This window comes from Paenibacillus sp. FSL H3-0333, from assembly GCF_038002805.1.
Taxonomy (GTDB): Bacteria; Bacillota; Bacilli; order Paenibacillales; family Paenibacillaceae; genus Paenibacillus_AQ; species Paenibacillus_AQ silagei.
This window is the reverse complement of the sequence record NZ_JBBODG010000001.1, coordinates 337,186-360,355: the sequence shown is the minus strand read 5'-3', so window position 1 is coordinate 360,355 and position 23,170 is coordinate 337,186. Positions and strand designations below refer to the sequence as shown.

23 protein-coding genes and 2 pseudogenes are annotated in these 23,170 nt (G+C 49.8%); 17 read left to right on the top strand and 8 right to left on the bottom strand.

The genetic code is table 11. From position 1 onward, the window contains the following. The first annotated feature begins 19 nt into the window (after positions 1–19). From MHH78_RS01475 to MHH78_RS01425, 11 genes are all read left to right on the top strand, one after another. A complete protein-coding gene (locus MHH78_RS01475; protein WP_341166425.1) occupies positions 20–4,558 on the top strand; it encodes a polysaccharide lyase family 8 super-sandwich domain-containing protein in 4,539 nt (1,512 codons plus the stop codon). Between the two features lie 204 nt (positions 4,559–4,762). Next, a complete protein-coding gene (locus MHH78_RS01470; RefSeq protein WP_341166424.1) occupies positions 4,763–6,070 on the top strand; it encodes an aminoacetone oxidase family FAD-binding enzyme in 1,308 nt (435 codons plus the stop codon). Between the two features lie 31 nt (positions 6,071–6,101). Further along, positions 6,102–7,418, top strand: a complete 1,317-nt coding sequence (locus MHH78_RS01465) for a BaiN/RdsA family NAD(P)/FAD-dependent oxidoreductase (RefSeq protein ID WP_341166423.1) — start codon at positions 6,102–6,104, stop codon at positions 7,416–7,418. Positions 7,419–7,477: 59 nt separating this feature from the next. Then, positions 7,478–7,744 carry an AraC family transcriptional regulator gene (locus MHH78_RS01460; RefSeq protein WP_341166422.1) on the top strand — a complete coding sequence of 89 codons (267 nt, stop codon included), beginning with the start codon at positions 7,478–7,480 and terminating at the stop codon, positions 7,742–7,744. 71 nt (positions 7,745–7,815) lie between these two features. Then, a complete protein-coding gene (locus MHH78_RS01455) occupies positions 7,816–8,013 on the top strand; it encodes a hypothetical protein (protein WP_076077139.1) in 198 nt (65 codons plus the stop codon). Further along, entirely contained in the window at positions 8,006–8,410 is a 405-nt protein-coding gene (locus MHH78_RS01450; protein WP_341166421.1) for a hypothetical protein, read from the top strand. Before MHH78_RS01455 ends, MHH78_RS01450 begins: the two co-directional genes overlap by 8 nt. A gap of 215 nt (positions 8,411–8,625) precedes the next feature. Then, positions 8,626–8,919, top strand: coding sequence for an AbrB/MazE/SpoVT family DNA-binding domain-containing protein (locus MHH78_RS01445; protein WP_076077144.1), 294 nt, complete (start codon positions 8,626–8,628; stop codon positions 8,917–8,919). A gap of 1 nt (position 8,920) precedes the next feature. Next, positions 8,921–9,313, top strand: a complete 393-nt coding sequence (locus MHH78_RS01440) for a type II toxin-antitoxin system death-on-curing family toxin (protein ID WP_076077147.1) — start codon at positions 8,921–8,923, stop codon at positions 9,311–9,313. A gap of 15 nt (positions 9,314–9,328) precedes the next feature. Next, entirely contained in the window at positions 9,329–9,586 is a 258-nt protein-coding gene (locus tag MHH78_RS01435) for a hypothetical protein (RefSeq protein WP_341166420.1), read from the top strand. Positions 9,587–9,615: 29 nt separating this feature from the next. Beyond that, positions 9,616–9,969, top strand: a complete 354-nt coding sequence (locus MHH78_RS01430) for a nitrous oxide-stimulated promoter family protein (protein ID WP_341166419.1) — start codon at positions 9,616–9,618, stop codon at positions 9,967–9,969. 249 nt (positions 9,970–10,218) lie between these two features. After that, positions 10,219–11,163, top strand: coding sequence for a DUF3800 domain-containing protein (locus tag MHH78_RS01425; RefSeq protein ID WP_340995312.1), 945 nt, complete (start codon positions 10,219–10,221; stop codon positions 11,161–11,163). A 71-nt stretch (positions 11,164–11,234) separates the two neighbouring features. On the opposite strand, the gene MHH78_RS01420 is transcribed toward MHH78_RS01425, so the two are convergent. The 3 genes and pseudogenes from MHH78_RS01420 to MHH78_RS01410 all read right to left on the bottom strand — a co-directional run bounded on the left by MHH78_RS01420 (position 11,235) and on the right by MHH78_RS01410 (position 13,819). Next, positions 11,235–11,777 (bottom strand): GNAT family N-acetyltransferase, encoded by a 543-nt coding sequence (locus MHH78_RS01420; RefSeq protein ID WP_341166418.1) that lies wholly within the window; start codon positions 11,775–11,777, stop codon positions 11,235–11,237. Positions 11,778–11,823: 46 nt separating this feature from the next. Continuing rightward, a pseudogene (locus MHH78_RS01415) lies at positions 11,824–12,705 on the bottom strand (HAMP domain-containing sensor histidine kinase); the annotation flags it as partial. A 409-nt stretch (positions 12,706–13,114) separates the two neighbouring features. Beyond that, complete coding sequence (locus MHH78_RS01410) at positions 13,115–13,819, bottom strand: response regulator transcription factor (protein WP_341166417.1); 705 nt, start codon at positions 13,817–13,819, stop codon at positions 13,115–13,117. Between the two features lie 173 nt (positions 13,820–13,992). Between MHH78_RS01410 and MHH78_RS01405 the strand changes: the two genes are divergently transcribed. The 4 genes and pseudogenes from MHH78_RS01405 to MHH78_RS01390 form a co-directional block, all read left to right on the top strand. After that, positions 13,993–14,697, top strand: a complete 705-nt coding sequence (locus MHH78_RS01405) for a TVP38/TMEM64 family protein (protein ID WP_341166416.1) — start codon at positions 13,993–13,995, stop codon at positions 14,695–14,697. 64 nt (positions 14,698–14,761) lie between these two features. After that, entirely contained in the window at positions 14,762–15,151 is a 390-nt protein-coding gene (locus MHH78_RS01400; protein WP_340995317.1) for a DUF948 domain-containing protein, read from the top strand. A gap of 312 nt (positions 15,152–15,463) precedes the next feature. Next, positions 15,464–17,557: a pectate lyase family protein gene (locus MHH78_RS01395; protein WP_341166415.1), complete on the top strand. Its 2,094-nt coding sequence runs from the start codon at positions 15,464–15,466 to the stop codon at positions 17,555–17,557. A 15-nt stretch (positions 17,558–17,572) separates the two neighbouring features. Continuing rightward, positions 17,573–17,707: pseudogene (locus MHH78_RS01390) on the top strand (M48 metallopeptidase family protein); the annotation flags it as partial. Here the strand turns inward: MHH78_RS01390 and MHH78_RS01385 are convergent. The 3 genes from MHH78_RS01385 to MHH78_RS01375 form a co-directional block, all read right to left on the bottom strand. Further along, the gene (locus tag MHH78_RS01385) at positions 17,698–18,783 is read right to left on the bottom strand and encodes a saccharopine dehydrogenase (RefSeq protein ID WP_341166414.1); all 1,086 of its coding nucleotides are present in this window, start codon (positions 18,781–18,783) and stop codon (positions 17,698–17,700) included. The pseudogene MHH78_RS01390 and the gene MHH78_RS01385 overlap by 10 nt on opposite strands. 98 nt (positions 18,784–18,881) lie before the next feature. Beyond that, positions 18,882–19,202 (bottom strand): ArsR/SmtB family transcription factor, encoded by a 321-nt coding sequence (locus MHH78_RS01380; protein ID WP_340945537.1) that lies wholly within the window; start codon positions 19,200–19,202, stop codon positions 18,882–18,884. Between the two features lie 121 nt (positions 19,203–19,323). Further along, positions 19,324–19,551 (bottom strand): helix-turn-helix domain-containing protein, encoded by a 228-nt coding sequence (locus tag MHH78_RS01375; RefSeq protein ID WP_036726310.1) that lies wholly within the window; start codon positions 19,549–19,551, stop codon positions 19,324–19,326. A gap of 140 nt (positions 19,552–19,691) precedes the next feature. On the opposite strand from MHH78_RS01375, the gene MHH78_RS01370 reads away from it, so the two are divergent. Beyond that, positions 19,692–19,970 (top strand): DUF6809 family protein, encoded by a 279-nt coding sequence (locus MHH78_RS01370; protein WP_341166413.1) that lies wholly within the window; start codon positions 19,692–19,694, stop codon positions 19,968–19,970. Between the two features lie 24 nt (positions 19,971–19,994). On the opposite strand, the gene MHH78_RS01365 is transcribed toward MHH78_RS01370, so the two are convergent. Together MHH78_RS01365 and MHH78_RS01360 are read right to left on the bottom strand one after the other, a co-directional pair. Then, entirely contained in the window at positions 19,995–20,801 is an 807-nt protein-coding gene (locus MHH78_RS01365; RefSeq protein WP_341166412.1) for a WYL domain-containing protein, read from the bottom strand. After that, the gene (locus MHH78_RS01360) at positions 20,788–22,101 is read right to left on the bottom strand and encodes a helix-turn-helix transcriptional regulator (RefSeq protein WP_341166411.1); all 1,314 of its coding nucleotides are present in this window, start codon (positions 22,099–22,101) and stop codon (positions 20,788–20,790) included. Before MHH78_RS01360 ends, MHH78_RS01365 begins: the two co-directional genes overlap by 14 nt. A gap of 176 nt (positions 22,102–22,277) precedes the next feature. Here MHH78_RS01360 and MHH78_RS01355 point away from each other — a divergent pair, with 176 nt between their 5' ends. Further along, on the top strand, positions 22,278–23,081 hold the full coding sequence (locus MHH78_RS01355) for a nucleotidyltransferase domain-containing protein (protein WP_341166410.1): 804 nt from the start codon (positions 22,278–22,280) through the stop codon (positions 23,079–23,081). Positions 23,082–23,170 lie beyond the last annotated feature (89 nt).

Sequence of the window (23,170 nt, the reverse complement as noted above, 5' to 3'; positions counted from 1 at the left end):
TAAGCAAAGGAGAGTGTACATGACTGGCAACATGCAAAGCAGGATCAAGAGATGGATCTGTCTCGTTATGGTTGGTTTGATGATCTCGACCCTCGGGTTCCAATATCCTGTATCGGCGGCGGATAGCTCGTCGCAGGAGCTGGCTGAAATGAAGTTGATGAAGCAGCGGGCGGTGGATTTCTATATCTCCAAAGACATCATCAATGACGGAACGAACGGCCGGGTCGAATGGACCTTCAAATCACAGGCCGGGACCTACTTATCTAGTCAAAAGGCGAATGGAAGCTGGGGCGATGTAGATTATACCAGTACGGCTTCCAGTGCCAACGGGCGTGCGTGGTCGCCTTACCTTGCGCTGGACCGGATGCAATCGATGGCTCAGGCTTTTGCAGACCCGAAGGGGCCTTACTATCACAATGAAGCTATGTTAGCCGGGATTCAGAAAGCGCTGGATCACTGGTTCACGGTCAAGCCGACCTCCACCAATTGGTGGGAGACCGGCATCGGCAAGCAACTGCGGCTTAGCAAAATCGCGCTGCTGTGTGAAGGCTATCTGACTGCGGAGCAGGCTGCGAGTATTATCGATACGTTAGACAAAGAGCCCAACACTATCGATGGAGCCAACTCGTCCTGGTATAACCAGAATTATATGATCCGCGGCTTATTGCTGGAGGATGCCCAGAATGTCCGTAGCGCTGTAGAGGCGTTTAACGTGCTCTCGGCAGTGACGGTGACGCTAACGGGAATCCAGTCTGACATGTCCTTTTTCATGCATGGGAAGACGAATTATACCACGGGCTACGGAAGAAGCTTCGCGAGAGATATGTCCTTCTGGGCTTATGTCGTCTCGGGCACAAGCTTCGCTTACAGCCAGGCGGCGATTGACTCGTTGTCCTCTTATGTGCTGGATGGAACCAGGTATCTGGTCAGAGGCGATGTTGCCGATCTCGGCATGGGAATGAACGGACCGGAGTGGCCGGATTATGAGAGCTCCGCGCTGACCTTCTATGAAGATCCGCTGGAGTGGATGCAGGCGGCTAACCCGAAGCGGGCGGATGAGTTCGCTGTTTTCCTGAATAACATCCGGGGTATTGGCACGGTCTCGGGCAATGGACTGGATGCGAACAATATGACGCAATGGCAGACCCTGGTCTCCTCTCATATGCGCAAGGATTATGGAATCACGGTCAAGATGTCGTCCAGTACGGTCAAGGGCGGCGAAATGAGAACCATTAACCCAAGCGGATACAACCTGCTCTACTGGACCCCGCAAGGCGCCACGGCTATCCAGAGAACCGGGGATGAGTACAGAACCGTGTACCCGCTGATGGACTGGAATCATGTTCCGGGAACAACAGCTCCCTACGTTTTCACGAAGGAGAATAACTTCAACAACCCAAAGACCTTTGTAGGCGGCGTAACCAATGAGCGCTACGGAGCCACGGCGTTTGATTTCAACAAGCTGAGTACCAGCGGGAAAAAGGGCTACTTTTTCTTCGATGATGAGATGGTAGCGCTGGGCGCAGGCATCACTTCAACGAATGCTGCTCCAGTCCATACCACGCTGAATCAGAGTCTGGCTGTCGGTGATGTGCTGGTAGACGGCAAAGCCGTTGCAGACGGAACGTCACAGGTGAACGGACGCTGGGCGTATAACGATCAGACCGGGTATGTTTTCCCGGATAATACGGATTTCCAAGTCAAGAAGGAGACAAAGACCGGGAAATGGGCCGATGTGGTTACCGGCAGCTCCACGGAGCCGATCACGAAGCCGGTGTTCTCGATGTGGCTGGATCATGGCGTGAAGCCGGTCAATGCCTCCTATCAATACATCGTATTGCCAGGTAAAAGCCCTGAAGAGGTTGGCAGCTACGCGGAAGCAAGCCCGATTAGTATTCTCGCGAATACCCCGTCCGTGCAAGCGGTCCGGCACCGTTCGCTTGGCATTGCGGAGTTGCTGTTCTATCAGCCGGGTACGGTGACGCTAAGAGAAGGACTGACTGTCACCGTAGATAAACCGTCGATGGTGATCGTTGATGAATCCGCGGACCCTGTCCGCATCTCGGTAGCGAATCCCGAAACGCCGGGGATTACCGTTAATGTAACGCTGAACCGGAACGGGGACCAGACTACAACCACGTACAGACTCGGTAAAGATACGTTTACCGGCCGGAGTGAGACGCTAAGCGAGGGAGCTTCTATCGACGATAGAGGGTATGATCTCGCTTACAGTAAAGGAGCGGCTGCTTCCTCCAGCGTAGGCAAGCAATTTGCTTCCAATGCTAACGATCTCTACAGAACCTCCAGCTGGAGTTCTAACGCTTCGGACGATGAATGGATTTACGTTGATCTGCAGGATCAATATATGATTAATAAGGTTAGACTGCATTGGGAGCAGGCATACGGCAAAGGCTATAAAATTCAAGTATCCGATGATGCGGCCACCTGGAAGGACGTTTATGCGACCTCGATGGGAGATGGGGGAATCGATGACATTTCGTTCGGTAAAACCAGTGCCAGATTCGTCCGCATGCAGGGCGTTCAGCAGGGAACCGGAGAGGGCTACTCGCTTGCTGAATTTAACGTGTATGAAGCGGTTGTCCCCAACCTTGCGGAAGGCCAGACTGCGATTGCAAGCTCGTCCAAAGCCGCCGATGTATCAGTGGGGAATGCGGTAGACGGCTCATTGACGACCCGCTGGGGGTCCAACTATGCCGATCCGCAGTGGATTTATGTCGATCTTGGCTCCATTCAGCCGATTGCTAAGGTCATGCTGCACTGGGAAAGCTCGTATGGGAAGGAATACCGGATTGAAGTCTCCGATACAATGGAGGACTGGAAGACAGTATATAGTACGTCCAGTGGAGACGGGGATATCGATGAGATCTCCGTAGGTCAAGTGAATGCCAGATATGTCCGGATGTACGGAACTCAGAGAGCAAGCAAATACGGATACTCGCTCTGGGAATTCAAAGTGTTCGGACCAGAGACTGAAGCCCGCGTCCCCGCCCGGGTTGAGCTTGCGGCAGCGCCATCTTCGGTGGTGCCTGGAGGCAAAGTATCCGTTACGGGGGCCGTCTACGCTGACGGTGATCTTCCGTTGTCCGGTGTAGACGTTGAACTCATAGCAGCCGATGGCAGCCTTGAACCTGCTAAAGTAACTACAGATGTGTACGGCAAGTTCAGTACGATCTATACTGCAGCATCGGTTCCCGGTAAGGTATCCATCTCAGCCGTACTGCCGGCAAGTCCATCCGTGACAGGGGCGGTTACCGTATCCGTTGAAGAAGAGGCTGTGCCTGTATCCGCCCGGATTGAACTGCAGGCCACACCGTCCTCCGTATCCGCTGGAGGCAAAGTGTCCGTTACGGGAACCGTCTATGACGGTGAAGATCTTCCGTTAGCCGGTGCTGCGGTTAGTCTCATGGCAGCCTCGGGTAGTTTCGAGCCTGCACTTGCCGTAACGGATGAGAACGGAAGGTTCAGTACGGTGTTTACGGCACCATCCGCAGCCGGGGATATCGCAATTACGGCTGTACTGACCGGCAATCCTTCCGTGACGAATACGGTTGCCGTTTCGGTTAGTAAGGCGATACCGGTACCTGCTCTTATTGAACTACAGGCAGCACCGTCTGCTGTGAAGACCGGAGATGAAGTATCCATCACAGGAATCGTCTCGGGTAGTGACAATCTTCCGGTCTCCGGCGTAGAGGTTGCACTCGCGGCTTCCTCGGGCAGCCTTGAGCCGGCTCATGCTGTAACGGACGCCAATGGCCGGTTCAGCACGGTCCTTACAGCACCGTCCACACCTGGAGAAGTGACGATTACGGCGGTGCTCAGCGCGTATCCGTCCATTACGGGCAGAATTAATGTTTCGGTAAACGAGCGTTCGAGCGGCGGAAATGGCGGTGATCCAGGAGGCGAAGCGCCAGTGACTCCGTCAGTACCAGTCCCGCCAGTTATTGTTGGAACGCCTAGTAAGCCGGACGAGAGTCCGCAAACCCCGGCTACTCCTCCGGTGGCTGGTCCATCCCTCACCGATATTGCGGGCCATTGGGCCGAAGCCAGTATCCTTGAAGCTGTTAAGCAAGGCATCATTACAGGTTATCCGAACAGCTCGTTCCAGCCTAACCGTAACGTGACCCGTGCCGAATTCACGGTGATGCTGGCGAAGGCGCTGAAGCTTCAGAACACAGAAGCAGCGTTGTCCTTCAAGGACAGTGACCGAATCGGTTCGTGGGCCAAGACAGCCGTTGCTCAGGCAGTAGCCCTGGGAATCATTCAGGGCGATAACAACAGCAACTTCCGCCCGGATGCGCCTATGACCAGAGCGGAAATGGCCGTTATGCTGGCTAGAGCGTTGCATCTCGCTCCTGTTGCCCGCTCCGCAGGATTCACGGATGACCGCGACATCCCCGCCTGGGCGGTTGGAGCGGCGGCCGAGATGAAGAAGTCAGGACTGATGCAAGGCAAAGGCAACAACAGCTTCTTCCCGAAAGCTGCCGCAACGCGGGCAGAGACCGTTACGGTTCTGTTGCGGATGCTGGAAGCTAAGTAAGTATAGCCAACCTTTCATCGTTATACGTTAGAACACAGCAAAGCAGCGATTCTCCTGTTAATAGGGAATCGCTGTTTTGTATTTTTGGGCATGTAAACGGCTATGATCATAAGGAGATCAATGACAACCAGTACACTTATGCTATAATTTAATAAAGTGTTTTTGTGCTTAGAGAAAATTGGATAAAGGATGCATTGACCAACCATGTATGAGAATCAGACTTCTATGCACCACAAGCTCTTTATTATCGGCGCAGGTGCTGCCGGACTAATGGCCGCTGTTACTGCGAGTGATATGGGGATCGATACTGCCATTCTGGAGAGTAACGACCGGATTGGCAAGAAGATCTTAATGACCGGCGATGGCCGCTGCAACATTACGAATGAATCCACTGTGACAGATACGGATGAAGCAGCCGCATTATCGCGCAAGTATCACAGTAATCAACCCGAATTTCCGCTTGCGGTAGTGCAGCAATATGGCGTCGGCCAGACGATTGATTTTTTCTCCTTTCTTGGGCTTCCGCTGACAAGACTCAAGGGGGGCTTGATGTATCCGATGTCGCTGCAGGCAGCGGCGGTACTTGATATTTTCCAGCTGGCGCTAGAGGATCGGAATGTTCCCGTATACCTTAAGAATAAAGTGGTGGATGTTACTGCTTCGGCAGATCATCCTCGCTTTACGATAAAATGCCTAACCGAGACAGAGGAAGAGGTTGTGTATACTAGCGACTATCTGCTTCTGTCTACGGGTGGCAACACCGGTCCAAATGCAGGCAAAGAACCTCCGGGTTATACCCTTGCCGAACGTCTGGGGCACACCCTGATTGAGCCTTTTCCGGCCATTGTGCAATTGAAGCTGCAATATCCGAATATGAGGGCACTGTCCAGTATCAAATCTCAGGGACAAGCTCATATCATTGTAAAGGGTAAAGTCATCGGCAGTGAACAGGGTGAGATGGCCTTCACAGACTATGGGATTACCGGTCCGCCCATCCTCCAGCTAAGCAGGAAGGCTGCGTATCATTTGGCAAGAGGAGAACAGGTGAAATTGTCGGTGGATCTGACGCCGGGCCGCACAGAGGAAGAGTTAGTTGATTTTTTAGAAAAGCTCTGGGAGACCTTTGGGCACCGGACCGTGGCGGATTCCCTCGTGGGTATCTTCAACAAGAAGCTTGTTACGGTCCTGCTTAAGGAGACGGGCTTAGATCAACAGCCACAGCTTCTTTGCCAGAATCTGCCGCAGAAAACTAAAGAGAACTTTTATAGGCTCTTGAAGCGTTGGGAATTTAAAGTGACGGATACCAATGGCTTTACGAATGCGCAGGTGACAGCCGGCGGCATTGATACGTCGGAGCTCACCCGGGGAACGCTGGAATCCAAGCTGGTGCCCGGGCTGTATCTGGCGGGCGAGGTAATGGATGTGGACGGAGATTTCGGCGGCTATAACCTGCAATGGGCCTGGAGTTCCGGATATGTGGCCGCCATGGCGATAGCTAAGTCCATTCAATAAATTTATTAGGAAAAGGGATGCATCAATTAACATGTATAAGGATCAGACTTCTAGGCACCACGAGCTGTTCATTATCGGTGGGGGTGCTGCAGGTCTAATGGCTGCAGTTACAGCGAGGGATCAAGGTATTGATACAGCCATTATTGAAAGCAATGACCGGCTCGGGAAGAAAATAATAACGACAGGTAACGGGCGTTGCAACATTACGAACCAATCCACCGCCACTGGTACAGATGAAGCAGCTGCTTTATCAGTGAAGTATCATAGCAATCAGGCAGGATTCCCAATACATGTACTGCGGCAATTCGGTGTCCGCCAGACGATCGAATTTTTCTCCTCGCTCGGGCTTCCTTTTATGAGCTTGGAGAATGGCCGGATGTATCCGATGTCGCTGCAGGCGGCTTCGGTGCCGGGGGTGTTTAAGCTGGCCCTGGAGGACCGGAATGTCCCCGTATATTATAAACATAAAGTATTGGATGTGACCGCTTCGGCGGGACATCCGCGGTTCGCGATAACCTGCCAGACCGAGACAGAGGAACAGGTTGTGTATACCAGCGACTACCTTTTTCTATGTACCGGCGGCCTTACCGCTCCCAAAACAGGAACAGACGGTTCCGGTTATACACTTGTCCAGCGTCTGGGACACACCATGATCCACCCGGTGCCAGGCATTGTGCAATTGAAGCTGGATTATCCGTATTTAAAGGAACTGTCGGGCATCAAATTTGAGGGAGAGGCCCATGTGATCGTGAACAATGAGGTTATCCGCACGGAGTCCGGGGAGATTCTTTTTACAGACTATGGGATCTCGGGCCCGCCCATCCTTCAGTTAAGCAGAAAGGCTGCGTATAATCTCGGTATAGGAGAATCCGTGACCCTGTCGGTTGATTTGATGCCGGAGCGCACGGAGGAAGAGTTAATTGATTTTCTGGAGATCCACTGGGGGATCTTCGGACACCGGACCGTTGCCGATTCCTTCGTGGGCATCGTCAGCAAGAAGCTGATTCCCGTGCTGCTGAAGGAGGCTGGAATTGATCAACAGCTGCATCTGCTGTGTCAGGATCTATCCTGGAAAACCAAGAAAATATTCTATAAACTATTGAAGCGTTGGGAATTTAAAATCACCGATACCAACAGCTTCACGAACGCACAGACCACAGCCGGTGGCATCGATACGACGGAGCTAGTCGAAGGAACGCTCGAATCTAAGCTGGTGCCGGGGCTCTATTTGGCCGGTGAGGTGATGGATGTGGACGGCGATTGCGGCGGCTATAACCTGCAATGGGCCTGGAGCTCCGGATATGTCGCCGCGATGGCGCTTGCGGACCGGCGTGCCCACACCATGTAAGGGTTAGAGGGGCGCTGACAATACAGTACTAATGAAGACATCTTTAGGGGTGTCTTTTTTTGGATTTTCAGACTCCAAAAGATCGCATGGTAAAGGTGAGAATAGAAAGCAAACCAGAATTTAAAATTAATGGCTCCCTAATTCTTCATATGTCCATGCAAATCATTGAGATTGCCATGGAGTATGGCTTTGAATCACAAGAAACCTACAGTCGTGCTTTTATGAAGCAGTTCGGAATTACACTGGGCAGTTACGGGTCTTCAAGCGAGGGTAAATCTAGGCTCCGGCACAGTAAGTCTGGTAAAATTCTATCTGTAGTCAAGTGAATTATTTAACCATAAGGATTGTGCTATAATATTATAAAATGAATTCAAAATCCGAGCGAGGTGCTGTCCTGATGCTGCCCCAAAGAGAAGAATTGAAACGGTTATTAAAAAAGGCTAATCGGCATGCGGTCGCAGAGGCCAAAAAGGCTGGAGCCTCCATCTATTATATAAAAGACGGTAAAAGGATACGTGAAGATGCCACTGGGCAAAAATTTGAGATTACTTACGATGTAGCTGGAAATCGGACTGAGCTTGTTAGTCATGATTGAGACGGAATCTGTAATGACAGTTTTTGCTGGCACTAATGGAGCCGGGAAAAGCACAATCAGTTTTCAGATGAAGGATTATGTTGGAACCATTATTGATCCTGACCAGATTGCCAAAAGAATTAACCCGGAAGATCCCAGAAGTGCAGAGCATATTGACCGGGTAGCTTCAAGAGTGGAACAGGGAGGACACTGGATTGCTGAAGAAGATATCCGCTACAGATATGGCCAATCTTTGAGTAATCTTAAGCCTGCTTTGGAGATTTCTGATGAAGTCACCATAATCGATAACACCGGTGAACCTGAAGTTGTGGCGGAAATTAAACGCTCACAGATTAGCTTTTGCCGAGATGAGATTCCTGTGTGGGCTAAGGGAGCTTTAGAATCATACACTCATTGAGATCGCCTTCTTAGGGTGGTCTTTTTATTTTGGCAGATGTTTTATCTGAAAAAAGTATTCCACTAGCTGTTACATCTCGTGCAATCAGAAAGACCATCTGGGAATATGTTCTTTTCCATATCATTCTGCTAAAATGTACATATGTTATAACTTTTATTACTATTACAAGTTATAACTTAATGTAGAGAGATCATACTATAGGAGGAAAGAATAAAATGAATGGTGTGATCAAAGTGACGAAGGAGCAATCGAAGGTGACCCGTTATTCCCGAAAGATTGGGCGAATGGGGAATAGCTTGGGCGTGAGCTTGCCAAAAGCTCTGGCGGATAAATTGAATATCTCGCAGGGAGATGAAATCGAGTTTATTGAAAATGAACGTGGAGAAGTGGTGTTCAGGAAAAGCCGCGCGGCTCTGTTGAATGAACAGATCCGGCCTGAGGTGCTGGAGGCGTTCTTCGATGTGTTTGAAGAGGATCAGGGCATTCTTGAAGATCTAAGGGATCGTTGATATGGATACCTTTCTTACCAAGGAAGAGGTTATTACCGCACACCACTTCATGATGAAAAGAATGAATGACGCAGATCAGGCAGGAGTGAAGGATCACGGCCTGCTGGAATCTGCGGTACATAGACCGCAACAAAGTATTTTTGGCGAGGATGCTTATCCCTCTATATTTGATAAGGCAGCCGCATTGCTGGAATCGCTGGTCAAAAACCATTGCTTTCATAATGGCAATAAACGTACAGCCTATCTGGTCACGAAATCATTTTTGATTCTGAACGGGTACCATCTAAGAATGCAGCGGGGGTTTGCAGTAGAATTTGTTGTAGACATTGCCAAAGGCGTACATTCATTAGAAATGATCTCTAATATTTTGACAAAATATTCTGAGGAACAATAGAGGTAAGGTGTCCCAATGGCTGATGAATATATCTGGGTTATTTTTGTTGCTGAGCAGACTAGCGGATTTCCTGACTTTTATCCAATTGGAACATTTACAGTACACGACAGGGCTGTCGAAGAAATAGACAAGCTGCCTAAGGATAAGAACTATCAGCTTCTAAGGCTGCCGATTAACCGGATGTTTCCGTATTACCATAAGAAGAGCGGAGAGCTGGTTGGAATGGATGTGATCCATCATGAGCATTTTCATTTCAAAGATTTAAATGAATAAGTTCGACTAAGCCAAGGAGGCCTCTTTAGATGAGCAGAGAAGCTGAACAGCCATTGAACGATGGCCCTATAATCCGCAAAGAAAAGGTTATTGCTTCAAAAATGATCCGTATCTATTGCAAGAAAAAACATCATAAGAAGGAGCTCTGTGAGGAATGCCGGAATTTAAATGAGTATGTCATGAAAAGACTCTCCCGCTGCAAATTCGGTGAAGAGAAAACCGCTTGTGCGAAGTGTCCGATTCATTGTTATACACCCGTCTACCGCCAGAAAATCAAGGGAGTTATGCGTTTCTCGGGACCCTGGATGTTGTTGTATCATCCGTTAGAGTCCATAAAGCATATCCCCATACCGGAGAATTTAAAAAGACCGCTGTCCCGATAGTCGGCAGCCACCTCCCACGGTTGCCGGGCGAATGGCGCTACATCATCTCCTGTAGTTTGTGGTCCAGGAAAATAAAAAACCCAACTCTGCTAACGAAGCGGAGAAGGGTCTTTTCAGGATATAGTCAGCTCCACTAAAGAAGCGGAGAAGACTGTATCCATCCGTATTATTTCTGTGTATTCATGATATTATGTATGTGTGCGAAAGTCAAGTTATACGTTATCATTTTGGTTATTTAGGATGTGTACAATGATCTATAATATCTATTTCGATGAAGCAAATAAAATTGACCAGCCGGGAAAAGCAAATTCATATTACGGTGCGTATGGTGGTAGTGAGCAGACCATGTCTGAAATAGGACATTCGGTACAACGTATATATGATGAGCTTGGAACTAAGAGCGAGCTCCATTTCAGGGAATACAATCATGATCAGTATTTAAAGAAATATTTTAAGGCTCTTCATTATATTATCAATCAGGATGTTAATATTAATATTCTGATTGTTAGCAACACAGAAGCGCATAGTATAGCTAGACAACTAAACCTGACAATGAAGGAGCTACGGAACCTTTTTTATATCAAAATTCCCGAGAGGCTGTTCTACGGGGTAACGCGGCACTTGCAGGGTCAGGTGGATGTTAACATAAAAATTGATCGCAACGATGAATACGACGCTCTTGGACTTCCTACAAAAATTAAAGAACAAATGAACGCTCATTCAGTTTATCGGAGCAAAAAGTACAAAATTTCATCGGTTAAGTCAGAAGAGTCCCATGAGTCCATTCCCCTGCAAATCATTGATACATTCATGGGAATTGTAGTGTTTTTGATGGAAAAAAGCTACATGGCAGATTCAAACACAACTCTGATAAAGAGTGATTTAGTGTATCGTTTTTTATCAGAAGGTGATAATATCGAGCGATTTATAAAGCAGATTAAGCTCTATTCATGGAACGGCAATGAGAACTTGTCTGAATTGTCTGTAGGTAATTACGTATCTCAATTTATGGTACACAAAACTCGTTATGATGTTTCAGAAATAGCCAAGCTTCAGGCGGTTATGTTAAGGAACCCTAATCTATCTGCAATGGAATATCGTAAGCTAATGGAGTATCCTAACACGTTAGCACGTATGTTGTTGGGGTATAAGGATGAAGTTGAGGGTAGGGGAAGGAATTACTCATTAAAATAGCAGCGTTGAGCATGCCAAGGAACAGGTATGAAGGTATGTCCTGCTCCCTGGCTCTTCATTGGCTACACGGATTAAACCTTCCCCTGCCCCAACCACTCCCGCTTCAAAATCGCAAACTGCTGGGTATTCTCGTACTTCGGCGTTCCGTCTTCGTTCGTGGTGAAGGAGATGAATTCCATGAAGCAGCCCTCCCGGCGCATGCCCAGCTTCTCGCAGAGCTTCTGCGATCTGAAGTTGTCGTCCTCGACGTAGGCGTAGATGCGTCTGGCTTCCTGCTCCAGGAAAAGGTAGCGCAGCAGCGCGCGGGCGCTTTCGCTGGCATAGCCGACGCCCTCGTAGGCCGGGTTGAAGTGCCAGCCTACGCTATAGGTATCGGGCTCCTCTTTCATGCAGAACAAATCGCCAATAATCGCCCCGGTCTCCTTCAGAGTGACGGCCAGATGGGAGTCGTCCTGACTTCGTTCAATTGCGGTGGCGATGGCTTCTTCTAACGTGGAGAGGCGTTCGCTCAGGAAGCAGTTCACCCGCGGATTCGTTAAGTACTCCAGCATCCCCGGTGCATCCGTCTCCCGGAAGTTTCTGATGATTAATCGGTCGGTAGTGAATTTTTGCATGATGATCCTCCCTAAATGAAGTGAGCGTGTTATTTACCGGCAAACGGATGTGGACGGAATACGTGTCCCCATTGCTTGTGAATGTGATTTCGCCCTTATGCTGGCTGATGATTTTGTGGCAGGTCTTGAGGCCGATCCCGGTGCTATGGACCTCATGGGCCTCCGTTTGTATAACATTCGTGATATCTATCAACAGCCAGCGGTCTTCAATCCTATACGCAATCGTGACGGGAGCAGACGTATCGGCATACTTCGTAATGTTGGAGAAAAGGTTGTCAAATACCCGCCTGAAGGAGATTAGGTGAAGATCCACGCGGAAAGGGACAGGGGACGGCTCCCAGGCTACCTGGAAGCCGTGATTCTCCAGCAACATCGACTGCTCATCGATTAACTGATCCATGAGCTGAATCCCATCGTAGGACTCGAACTCCAAGTCATTCTCCTCTGTGTTGTACACGGTGAAATATTCGAATAGTTTGTCGGACAGATGCTTGATCTGATAGGCTTTTTCCCTGCTGTTATGAATGTATTTCGCTAACGCTTCCTGATCCTGATATTTCTTGTATTCGATGATGTCCAGGTAGCCGACCAATGCGGTGAGCGGTGTCCGCAGATCGTGGGACATGGCGGTGACCAGCTCGCTGTTGGCCAATCTGGCCTGCTCCTCGCTCTCCAGGCGCTCGATGAACGATTTTCTCATCTCATTAATGCTCTGGGCCAGAGACGATAGCTCATCCTTCCCCTTCAGTGTAATCGGATAATCCAGATTCCCGCCCTCCAGAATTTTAATTTCCTTCTCCAGCACGCCAATGTAAGAGGTCTTCTTGTTGATGAAGAACAGGACCAGGACGATGAAGAATAAGAACGACAGAATCACACCCAGAATCGTAATGAGGTTGTAGTACTTGTATTCAAAAAAATACTCCATATAGACCTTCGCAGTCGTATCCGCAAAGGTAACCGTAGAATATTGGGATTTGCTGAAAATGCTAGGGTCCGGTAGAAACCTTGTATTCTCGGTCTTGATGGTGTACCCGTCTGTAGAGTAGAGAAATTGGTTGTCCTTATAGAGATAGAGATTTACGTACTTGGTTTTCCTGACCCATTCAGCTATTTTTGCGTCATCCTTAAGCGCAAGATGCTGCCCAGAGATATATTCCTGGAGTGCCGGAAGGGCTTGCTCTTCTTGCTTGTTGATGAACGAGCTTCTGGTCCGGTAATGCTCCAGCAGATCTTCGCCTGTGGACTGCAGCAGCAGGAACAGCATGGCAGAGGCTATGAAAGAACCGATCAGGCACAGGATTAATTTCAGTTTCAGCCTGCTCCACCGCAGCTTGTTATTCAATCCGGTACCCCTTTCCCCAGACGGTTTTGATGAACTTGGGATTCTGCGGGTCCTTCTCCAGCTTCATCCGCAGGTTGCGGATATGAACCATTACCGTATTGTTGCAACTGTAGAAGTAAGGCTCGCCCCACACACTCTCATACAGATTCTGTGCCGAGAAAATTTTATTGCGGTTAATGGACATCAGCGCCAGCAGCTTGTACTCAATTTCGGTTAGGGTCAGCTCCTTCCCGTTCATCATTACCTCGTTGACAGCAGGATTAATGCTTAGCCCGTTGAAGGTAATCACATCTGAGGGGGCGGAGGTATCCTCCTTGCCTTTGTAGACATAATACCGCCTAAGTAAGGCTTTCACCCGCGACACCAGTTCGGTGTAGGAGAAGGGCTTGGACAGGTAGTCGTCACTTCCGGCCGAGAAGGCCAAGGTTTTGTCAGAATCCTGGGTCTTAGCCGTCAAAAATAAGATAGGCGCGCTGGTCAGCTCACGAATCTCCACGCAGGCCTTAATTCCCGACTTCCGGGGCATCATGATATCCAGGATAATCAGGTCGATGGTATCGTCTACTTTAAGCACAGCGTCTTCACCGTCAACAGCCTCTATAACATGATAGTGCTCGCTCTCCAGCAGCACCCGGACAATCTCCCGGATCTCGTGGTTGTCGTCGGCTATAAGTATGGTCTTGGCAGCATTCATCATTCATCCCCCTCCCTTCCTGAGCGCTCACTGTGCTTCCATTATAGATTGTAGGTAGCTCTTAAACCACAGGCGGCCAGGCGACTTAAGAATTCTTAAGGAAGTTCATGCCCGGATCTTAAGAATATTCACCTAAGCTGGTACTATCATAAGCCAGTGAAGAGGGGGATTCGTAAATGGATTGGTTATTACAAAAAAATCGGGTCAGCAAGGTTCTCATCGCCTCTGCGGGCCTTGTGACAATTATAGTATTCATCAGATACCTGCCGGAGCTCCTGCGCCTGACGATGTCGCTGGACGGCTTCCGCGATTATATCCTCTCTACGGGGAAGTTAGGGCCGGTTATGCTGGTGCTCTTCCAGATTCTCCAGACGGTAATCGCCCCGATACCGGGGGAGGTCGTTCAAATTGCCGGGGGATACATCTATGGCACCACGTTAGGGGCGGTCTTCGTGACCGGGGGAATGCTGCTGGGGGCGATGATCGCCTTTTACTTCACCAGATTCCTGGGCGGGTCTTTCATTGATAGCTTGCTGCAGAGGGAGAAGTTCAAGTGGATGAGAGGAATGATGGATAATAACAAATTCTCGGTTTTCCTGTTCATTATCTTTATCATTCCCGGACTTCCCAAGGATATGTTCATCTATGCAGCGGGTTTGACGACGATGAAGCCCCTAAGATTCTTTATGATCCTGCTCATCGCCAGATTTCCGTGGCTGCTGGCCTCCGTAAGCATTGGGGCTAATATCTACCACAAGAATTATGGACCCACCATCGTCATCTCCGCTATCTCCGTCCTGGCCTTTATCTTCGGATTAATCTATAAGGACAAGCTAATTGACAAATTATCATCCTTCAAAGGTGGCAAAAGCGGGCTGTAGCCGCAACATGCAGGAATGATGTCTGTAAGTTGGACATAGAGTGGTACTACAGGAGGCGTTGCATATGTTAATTCAGCTTAGTGTTGCTTTGGCTGCGGTTGCTTTTGTCTGTCTGGTTGCATTTGTCATCCTTACGCTGCGCAAGGGAATGACCACACTCGGCGAGACTAACAGGACGCTGGGCGAGGTGAGGAATGCGATTCATGGATTAACGGGAGAGGCGACTCAGCTCATTCACACGGCGAATCAGGTCACCCGGGATGTGAAGGGGAAGATCAAGACCATCGATCCGATCTTTGAATCGGCACACAATGTAGGGGAAGTTATTCAGACGGTGACCGAGACCTTCAAGAAGAACGCTACCGACATCGGCCAGAGCTTGAACCCAGAGCCGGAGAAGGCTGCGGTCAAAAGTAAAAGCGGCCAGATCCGCGTCAATACGAAGTTTCAGTGAGCTTTCCATTATTGATGAAGAAGCGTCAGTTCAAGGCACCCCGGACGGGTGTCTTTTTGTATGCAGGTATCATTTCGCTGCAAAATAATCATTTTCTCATAATAGCGCATAATCGGAGGTGATATGAGCAAATGATTGTTTCAGCACTAATTCGGCTTCTGCTATGCTCGGGGTATCCGACAGGTTTATTTCCGTCTACTTCAAGGGTTCGGATCACCCGGTACAAGAGGAGGGCAGACACCGAAATTCCACAGGTTATTGCAAGCGGTTACAACTGTATTCTGCAACAAATTTAAATCGGGAGGCAAATCAATGAATAGAATCGTTGCGAAGGTAACCAGTATAGGATTGTTGTTTTCTCTTGGACTCACTCTGTTATTCAGCGGGTGGGGGACTGCAGTAGTACATGCTGCGGGGCTTACGGTAACAGGCAGTGGAGGCGGAAATGAAGCTGCCTACGTGGAGTGGTCACCTGTCAGTAATGCATCGGGATATAAGGTATTCATCAAAGCGGCAAGCGCCGCAGATTCCCAGTATCAGCAGCTTCATAATGAACTGATCCGCAAATATGCCTCTTATTGGAGAGCAGATGCCGTAGGCCTTGCGGCCGGAAGCTATGTTATGAAGGTGGAAGCCGTGCTGTCAGGCGGGGGAACGGCAAGTGCAGTGACGGGTACGCTGGCCGCCGCGCCGTATGACCGGTCCGGGTTTGCTTTTTCAGCCCAATCTCCATATGGTACAGGCTCCGGCGCTTATACTGACAATGGAACGCTGAAGAGCGGGGCGCAGGTGCTGTATGTCACCTCTCAGAATGCACAGACTGTAACGCTTCCCGTAGTGGTCAGCAGCTCGGGTACGGTGCAGACGGGGGTAGGTCTTGGCGGCATTCTTACTCTTCGGCAAAAAGGCTATGATACCACCCCGCTTGCCATCCGGTTCATCGGACAAGTGAAGGCTGCTGATCTGAGCGGACAGTTGAACAGCAGCGGGTATCTTGAGCTCAAAGGCAAAACCAATTATACGGAAATGAACATTACCCTCGAAGGAATAGGGAAAGATGCGACTGCCTACGGCTGGGGAATGCTGCTCAGGTATACCGGAAATGTAGAGGTAAGGAACCTGGGCGTGATGTTATTCCCGGATGACGGCATTTCCATGGATACAGGCAACGCGAATGTGTGGGTGCATAATAACGATATTTTCTATGGATCAGCGGGGAGTGATGCGGACCAGGCCAAGGGCGACGGTTCCACCGACCTCAAGAAGGGCTCCACCTATATCACCATTTCGTACAACCATTACTTCGATTCCGGCAAAGCAGCTCTGGTCGGACTTAGCGAGTCTGCAGAATTCTTCGTGACCTTCCATCATAACTGGTTCGACCACTCCGACTCCCGTCACCCGCGGATCAGAGTGGCTTCGGTGCATGTGTATAATAACTTCTATGATGGCGTCTCAAAATACGGTGTCGGCGTAACTACCGGCGCTTCGGCCTTCGTGGAAGGAAATGTGTTCAGGAATACCAAGAACCCGATGCTAAGCTCCCTGCAAGGCACAGATGCTCTGGGCGAAGGCACGTTCTCCGGGGAGAACGGCGGGATGATCAAAGCCTTCAATAACAGTATCACGGGTGCGGCAAGTCTGATCTATGCGAACTCGAATACCGGAACAGCTCCGGCAAACGCAGCTTCACACGATGCTTACCTGGCCTCATCGAGAAGCGAAGCCGTTCCCGGCTCGTACAAAGCACTTGTCGGCGGAACAGCATACAACAACTTCGATACGCTGGTCGATACAGGTGTCAGCGTAGCAGCTGTCGATAACGTAAGCGTAGTACAACAGAAAGTTACAGCGGGAGCCGGACGCCAAGGGGGCGGCGATTTCAGTTGGACGTTCAACAACTCCGTGGACGACGCATCCTATGCCCTCAATGCGCCGTTAATGTCTGCCATCCGCAGCTATACCTCGGGGCTGGTATCTGTGGGAGGCAATTCCGGCCCCGTAGGACCGACCCCGGCTCCATCGGCGACGCCAGTGCCGACAGTGACTCCAGTGCCAACAGCGACGCCTGCCCCGGGAGCGGCGGTGCACAATTTCACCGTATCTGGTACGTCGAGCAGCTTCTTCACCATTCAAGGCAATCTCTCCACCAGCAAGGGAACGGTCACCTATAACGGACTGACCTTAACGCAATGCCTGAAGATCGAGAGCGCCACCAGTATACAGTTCAACGCAGCCCAAGCCTCGACGCTAACACTGGTCTTCAACTCTGAGGGGACCAAGATTAAGGTGGATGGGACAAGCTATCCCATAACGAACGGCGTGGCCACTATCTCCCTTGCGGCGGGCGCGCATACGATTACGAAGGATAGTACTGCTAATTTGTATTATTTGGTGGTGGAATAATATAACTCCTAACTCCATTATCGCTTGGTCATGGCGTCACTGGAAGTGATGGATTGTGTCATGATTCATGAACTGTACCATATTCACCGCATGAATCATGACCGTTCTTTCTGGCGGCGTATTGGTAGTATAGTGCTGGATCAGGAATAAGATACTTGAACACCGTATTGTGTGAAAAAGTGAGTGACTGCATCCATGTCCATGCGGTGATCGAACAAGTGCTCAGGATAATAAATGCCTGGAGCCATCGGCTCATCCGTAGACATCATCAGCAGTAAATTTTCGGCCTGCACCGCAGCGCCAAGCGCAGTCATATGGGTCTGACCGAGTGGATCGGAGACAGTCATCCTGCGTTCCACTACGTTACGCTTCGCATCCATGCCTTTCAATAGAATCACCAGGTGATGAGCGCTCCCGGTTCCCGGATTGTACAATAATTTCCGTCTGAAAGGCTTGAATCGATCCCCACTAATCATCTTCCATATTCCGGTTTTGACCAGTCCTGCGAGTGCATAAGTGGAAACCTTATGATCGAAGGAGATGCGAAAGCTGGCAGAATCGATATAATGGGTACGAGGCAAGGTGACATGATCAGGAGTATCCAGTCTGTAACAGTGCGTCGCGTATCCATTTGGAAACTGTATTTTAACCGGGTCAGTCATGGGATAGACAAGCCGGCTCGTATTGGATTGAGTGATATGAAAAGGAATGCTCATCCGGTCCATGAAGGCTGCTGAATCCGGGCCGGCCTTATCCCGCAGGGAGTATAAGGCATGGATGTTAACTTCAACGTTCTGAAGCGATTTCGAGAGCATCATTGCAAACAGGGAGGCCGTTCCCGCCATCCATCCGGAAGAGAGAATCACGGGGGCATGAAGCTCTTCCTGATCTATTGTGCGGATCGCTTGCTGAAAAACTTCTGTCCAGCGTGTGACATCAATGAGTGGAATTTTTCTTCGTACTGCTGCTACCAGTAGTCGGTCTTCCAGATCGTTCACCGCATTAATGATTAAAGTTATATTTTCTCCTGCGTGAATCAGCGGATCGACTGCCTGGGTATCAACAACAACCGTGTGCACCCGGTCCGATGGGAAAGGAGCTGCTTTGCCAGCAGAACGACCGCCAAGCACTAACTCCAGATCAGGGTGCCTGTCATGCAAAATGCGGGCAATCTGTACCCCTACAGCACCATAGCCTCCAGCGATGAGAACCTTTTTTCTATTCATTTGTTAACCTCCGTTTATAGGTTTATGTACTTATATGTTTAAACTATTGAACATAATAGTGTGAAGAAAAGGAATGCGGTTCACCAGCGCGGCGTGCGCTAGCTCTGACATTCCACTTCTACGAGATGAACGAGCTGTTTGAGCAATTCAATAGCATCGTTGAACTCCAGTTTGTAATACATCTCAGTCCCTTTTTTCTGAACCGACAGCAGCCCGGATTGGCGCAATATTTTCAGGTGATGAGAGACTGTAGGGCGTGACATGGGAACATGCTCTGCAATCTGTGATACGTTCATGCTGTCTCGGTCAATGAGCAGCGATATGATTCGCTGGCGAACGGGATCTCCCAGACCTTGAAGATAAGGGCTTAGATTCTCGAAAATATCAATGACTTGTTGATTACCTATCGGCTCGCTCATGGCTCACTCCGTTATAATGTTTAATTGTTTAAACGTATTATAGCCTTACATGCCACCTAAATCAAATTTAATATTCATGCCATATGAAAATAGCTGTTCCGCTTGTACAATAATCTTCATATCAATCGTTCTCTTTACTATCAACCAAATCAATAATCTCCCGTATATCCTGAATATTTAAAGCCTCTGCAATTCTAATGATATGGCTAAAATTAATACTTTCTCGTTTTCCATTGGCCAGTTCGCTTAATGCAGCATGGCGGACATGCGATAGTCTAGACAACTCCCGCATCGAAATCTTATGCTTTTTAGCTAAATCAGCTATGTTTACCACTATTCTTTTTCCCATAGTAATCCCTCACTCATCCTGAATATTTTATTGACTTTACGTATAAGCGTATCGTATAATTGCCTTGTATTCGGTACGCTTATGCGTAAAATGAGCATTTTCAGTTCGAATTTTTTTTGTATATTAGAAAGGAGGCCCCAATGCCGAATATTCTTGAATCGCTATATCATGGCAGTTTATTCCCCGGTGAAGATATGATCTCCAAAGACCCTCATTACCGCCCGCTTAACAAGCAGATTACTGAATCTCTTGAGGCTTGGAGACAGAAACTGTCCTCGGGCGAGTTCGAGGAACTGGAGTCTTTATTGGAACTGTATTCCAAAGTGCAGGGAATGGATATGACGGCTGCATTTGTGTCCGGGTTCAAGGCCGGAACGATGATGATGATTGAAGTGCTGGCCGATGAGCACCATGTTTAAATGATAACGACCTATCGAAAGACCTCACTCTTCCATCTCCCCATACCTTCCCACCGCCATCTCCGCAGACTTCAGCATACGCTGCTTCAGCTGCTCGCCCTGGGTGATCTTCACGCGCAGACCCAGGAAGCGGATGCGGGAGAGCAGGAACTCGCTGTCGTCCCTCATGTAGTGGACGGTGATGTGGTAGATCCCCGTAGCTTCATCGAAGGCCACTGACTTATCGAAGCAGGAGAAGGTGGACAAGATCCGCGACAGCTCGGCATTGTAGACGGGAATGACCTGAATGCAGGCGGATTCCCTCAGACCGTCTAGGAGTCGGGCGATACGTGCCTTGAGGCCATCTATCCGGTGGGCGGGGATGGGAGAGGAATCGGCAGACACAATGTTCCGCAGCTTCGTGGACATGAGTGAGCGCTGCCGGGTGCTGTACCACTGTAAGTACCACTCCCGCTTATACATATTGTACTCCAGCTTGTGGGGGAAGCCGGATGGGTCGGTTCGTTCCCCGCCATGCTTGATCGCATACGTGAGCTGAATTCCCTGATTCTGCATGATGATGCGGCGCAGGGGGCGGAGCAGCGGATGATAGACCTGACGCTCCTTGCTGCGGGCCTTCTCGATGATAATCTCTCCTACTTCAATAGAAGCTTCGGCTTCCAGCAGGGAATTCATTTTACGTAAGGTTTCGGTTGAAAAAGCTTCAGCCGCCGCCGGATGCCCCAGCATCGTCTTCAGCCAGGAGCGCTCCTGTGAGGTTAACGCCAGGGAGCCGGTCTCTTCCAGGCGGGAGATGATCTGGAAGTTGAATATTTTCTCAAAGGGATTCATAGTAGCTCTTAATCTCCTTCCATTCCTCCATGAACTGCTTGCGCAGCCAGCGGGGCTCCAGAATCTCGCAGCTGGAGCCGAAGCTCCGCAGCCACGGCTTGATCTCAAAGATCTCATTCACCGTAATCTCGTACAGGAAGGTCGTATCGGACTCCTCCGTAATGGTTCCCCACTGCCCCTGCGCCTCGACCCGCTCCCGGATGAAGTTGGCGCCGGACCGGCTGGGGTTATAGAATCGGACGGCGACCTTCACCGCACGGTTGGTATCTGTTACCCAGCTATACTCCAACTGAGCCTCTAATTGCTGAAGTCTCTGCGCAAACTCCTCTTCTTCTACAGGCTCGCCCTCTTCAACCTGGGTCAGGCCGTCCATCCGTAATTTCTTAATCCCGGTCCGGCTGTGATAGCCGATCAGATACCAGCGCCCATACTGATGATCGTAGACGACACGCAGCGGAAGCAGACTGTCCGTAATCCCTGCCGATTCCCGCTCGAAGAGGGGATTGGTGTTCTGGGAGGTGTAGTTCATGCCTTTTTTGGGCGACAGATAGAGGAATTTGATTCTCCGCCGCTGCTGGATCGCCCCGTGGATCGTATAGAGATGAGCCTCATCCAGAATCCGTGAATGGTAATGATATTTGTACCGGTGGGTCTCCGTGGCTTCGGGGAGAATGTCCCTTATCCGCAGTGCCTTCTTCAAGGTGTCACGCAGGAGGTAACCCTGGACAGAAGGAATCTGCGTATTGGCAATGACATCTACATAATCGAACAGGTCGAGCAGCTCGTCATCCGTAAGCTGGTCCAGCAGTTCGTTGGCTGCCTTGTACCGGTAGGGACGCTTCTCATTCACCCTTACAATCACGCCGACCTCCTCCAGGTATTTCAGGTCTCCCCGGATGGTCTTCTCGTCCGGCAGCGGTGAATCGGCGGGCATCTGGTCACAACAGCCGTCATGCAGTTCCTTGGCCGTCAGTTCTTCGCTCTGAAGTGCGGTTAACAGCAGCGTCAGCCGGATGCTCTCCGTCTCCTTCAGCGATTTCGCCCGGAACAGGAACAGGAGCAGCGGATCGGCCGATTCATAGTAATTGTAGCGGAGCCATTCAGATAGCTCGGTGCCCTGTTCTGTAGTCAGATCCTGCTGCAGGACGGTCACCATCTCCTTGAGATTGCGCAGCGTTTTGTCATAGGTATGTACGGAAATGCCGAGCCGCTCGGCGAATTGCTGCCTGCTGTAAGCTCCCCCGGCTAGTGACAGCATACGGAGAAACTGGATTTCTTTATCGAAGCTTTCCTTGGCCATATGTATACCTCCAGCCTGTAGCGCATTCATGAGTTGTAATAGTTAATACCTCTATTAAGCACCAGAGTTGCATGAAATGGAAGATTTTTGTCTGCCGCCATACTTTCACCCTGTTCCTCCTTGGCAAAATGAGGGAAGATAAGGCCAGCGAAGCCGACTTGGAACGGAGGGATGGCATGAACCCTATCAATACACTCATTCATGAGCAATTGAAGCAGATTGAACAAGAGGAGCAAGTGACGATCCTCTATGCCTGTGAGTCCGGCAGCCGTGCGTGGGGATTCCCCTCACAGGACAGCGATTATGATGTGCGGTTCATTTATCTGCATAAGCCGGAGTGGTATTTATCGATCTTTGACCAGCGGGATGTCATAGAGCGTCCCATTAACAATATGCTGGATATTAGCGGCTGGGATCTGCGCAAAGCGCTGAAGCTGTTCCGTAAATCCAACCCGCCGCTGCTGGAGTGGCTGCAATCTCCAATACAGTATGCTGAGAAATTCAGTGTAGCGGAGCAGCTTAGGGGGATCTCACCGTATACCTTTTCGCCGAAATCCTGTATGTACCATTACTTGAACATGGCCAAGGGCAACTACCGGGATTACCTTCAAGGGGCGCAGGTCAAGAGCAAAAAGTATTTCTACGTGCTGCGACCGGTGCTGGCCTGTGAGTGGATTCACCGGTACGGGGAGATGCCGCCGATGGCATTCGAAGTGCTGGTAGACCGGCTGATTCCAAGGGACGGGGAGTTGTGGCAGGCTGTGCAGCAATTGCTGGCCCGGAAGAAGTCGGGAGAGGAGCTGGACCTGGAGCCGCGGCTGAGTGCGATTAACGAGTATCTGGAGGAGCAGCTGCAAGAGCTGGAGAAGACAGCGACGGCATACCTGAGTGCTAAGACGGACAATAGGGACGGGCAGCTTGATGCCTTGTTCCGGGAGGCCTTGCAGGAAGTGTGGGGGTTGAATTTAAATTTAAACTAAAAGTGAAAAGGATCGAAGGGGAATTTTGGAACTGTAGGAGCGATAGCGACCGCCTTTATGGTTGGATTTCTACCGCCATTGGCGGTCTA

Coding starts and splice junctions, on each gene's coding strand:
- MHH78_RS01380 (WP_340945537.1), bottom strand. CDS start 19,202: ATGAGCGAGCCGATAGGTAATCAACAAGTCATTGATATTTTCGAGAAT.
- MHH78_RS01465 (WP_341166423.1), top strand. CDS start 6,102: ATGTATAAGGATCAGACTTCTAGGCACCACGAGCTGTTCATTATCGGT.
- MHH78_RS01470 (WP_341166424.1), top strand. CDS start 4,763: ATGTATGAGAATCAGACTTCTATGCACCACAAGCTCTTTATTATCGGC.
- MHH78_RS01475 (WP_341166425.1), top strand. CDS start 20: ATGACTGGCAACATGCAAAGCAGGATCAAGAGATGGATCTGTCTCGTT.
- MHH78_RS01385 (WP_341166414.1), bottom strand. CDS start 18,783: ATGAATAGAAAAAAGGTTCTCATCGCTGGAGGCTATGGTGCTGTAGGG.
- MHH78_RS01445 (WP_076077144.1), top strand. CDS start 8,626: ATGAATGGTGTGATCAAAGTGACGAAGGAGCAATCGAAGGTGACCCGT.
- MHH78_RS01400 (WP_340995317.1), top strand. CDS start 14,762: ATGTTAATTCAGCTTAGTGTTGCTTTGGCTGCGGTTGCTTTTGTCTGT.
- MHH78_RS01360 (WP_341166411.1), bottom strand. CDS start 22,101: ATGGCCAAGGAAAGCTTCGATAAAGAAATCCAGTTTCTCCGTATGCTG.
- MHH78_RS01450 (WP_341166421.1), top strand. CDS start 8,006: ATGATTGAGACGGAATCTGTAATGACAGTTTTTGCTGGCACTAATGGA.
- MHH78_RS01430 (WP_341166419.1), top strand. CDS start 9,616: ATGAGCAGAGAAGCTGAACAGCCATTGAACGATGGCCCTATAATCCGC.
- MHH78_RS01370 (WP_341166413.1), top strand. CDS start 19,692: ATGCCGAATATTCTTGAATCGCTATATCATGGCAGTTTATTCCCCGGT.
- MHH78_RS01435 (WP_341166420.1), top strand. CDS start 9,329: ATGGCTGATGAATATATCTGGGTTATTTTTGTTGCTGAGCAGACTAGC.
- MHH78_RS01365 (WP_341166412.1), bottom strand. CDS start 20,801: ATGAATCCCTTTGAGAAAATATTCAACTTCCAGATCATCTCCCGCCTG.
- MHH78_RS01455 (WP_076077139.1), top strand. CDS start 7,816: ATGCTGCCCCAAAGAGAAGAATTGAAACGGTTATTAAAAAAGGCTAAT.
- MHH78_RS01440 (WP_076077147.1), top strand. CDS start 8,921: ATGGATACCTTTCTTACCAAGGAAGAGGTTATTACCGCACACCACTTC.
- MHH78_RS01410 (WP_341166417.1), bottom strand. CDS start 13,819: ATGATGAATGCTGCCAAGACCATACTTATAGCCGACGACAACCACGAG.
- MHH78_RS01355 (WP_341166410.1), top strand. CDS start 22,278: ATGAACCCTATCAATACACTCATTCATGAGCAATTGAAGCAGATTGAA.
- MHH78_RS01395 (WP_341166415.1), top strand. CDS start 15,464: ATGAATAGAATCGTTGCGAAGGTAACCAGTATAGGATTGTTGTTTTCT.
- MHH78_RS01375 (WP_036726310.1), bottom strand. CDS start 19,551: ATGGGAAAAAGAATAGTGGTAAACATAGCTGATTTAGCTAAAAAGCAT.
- MHH78_RS01405 (WP_341166416.1), top strand. CDS start 13,993: ATGGATTGGTTATTACAAAAAAATCGGGTCAGCAAGGTTCTCATCGCC.
- MHH78_RS01420 (WP_341166418.1), bottom strand. CDS start 11,777: ATGCAAAAATTCACTACCGACCGATTAATCATCAGAAACTTCCGGGAG.
- MHH78_RS01425 (WP_340995312.1), top strand. CDS start 10,219: ATGATCTATAATATCTATTTCGATGAAGCAAATAAAATTGACCAGCCG.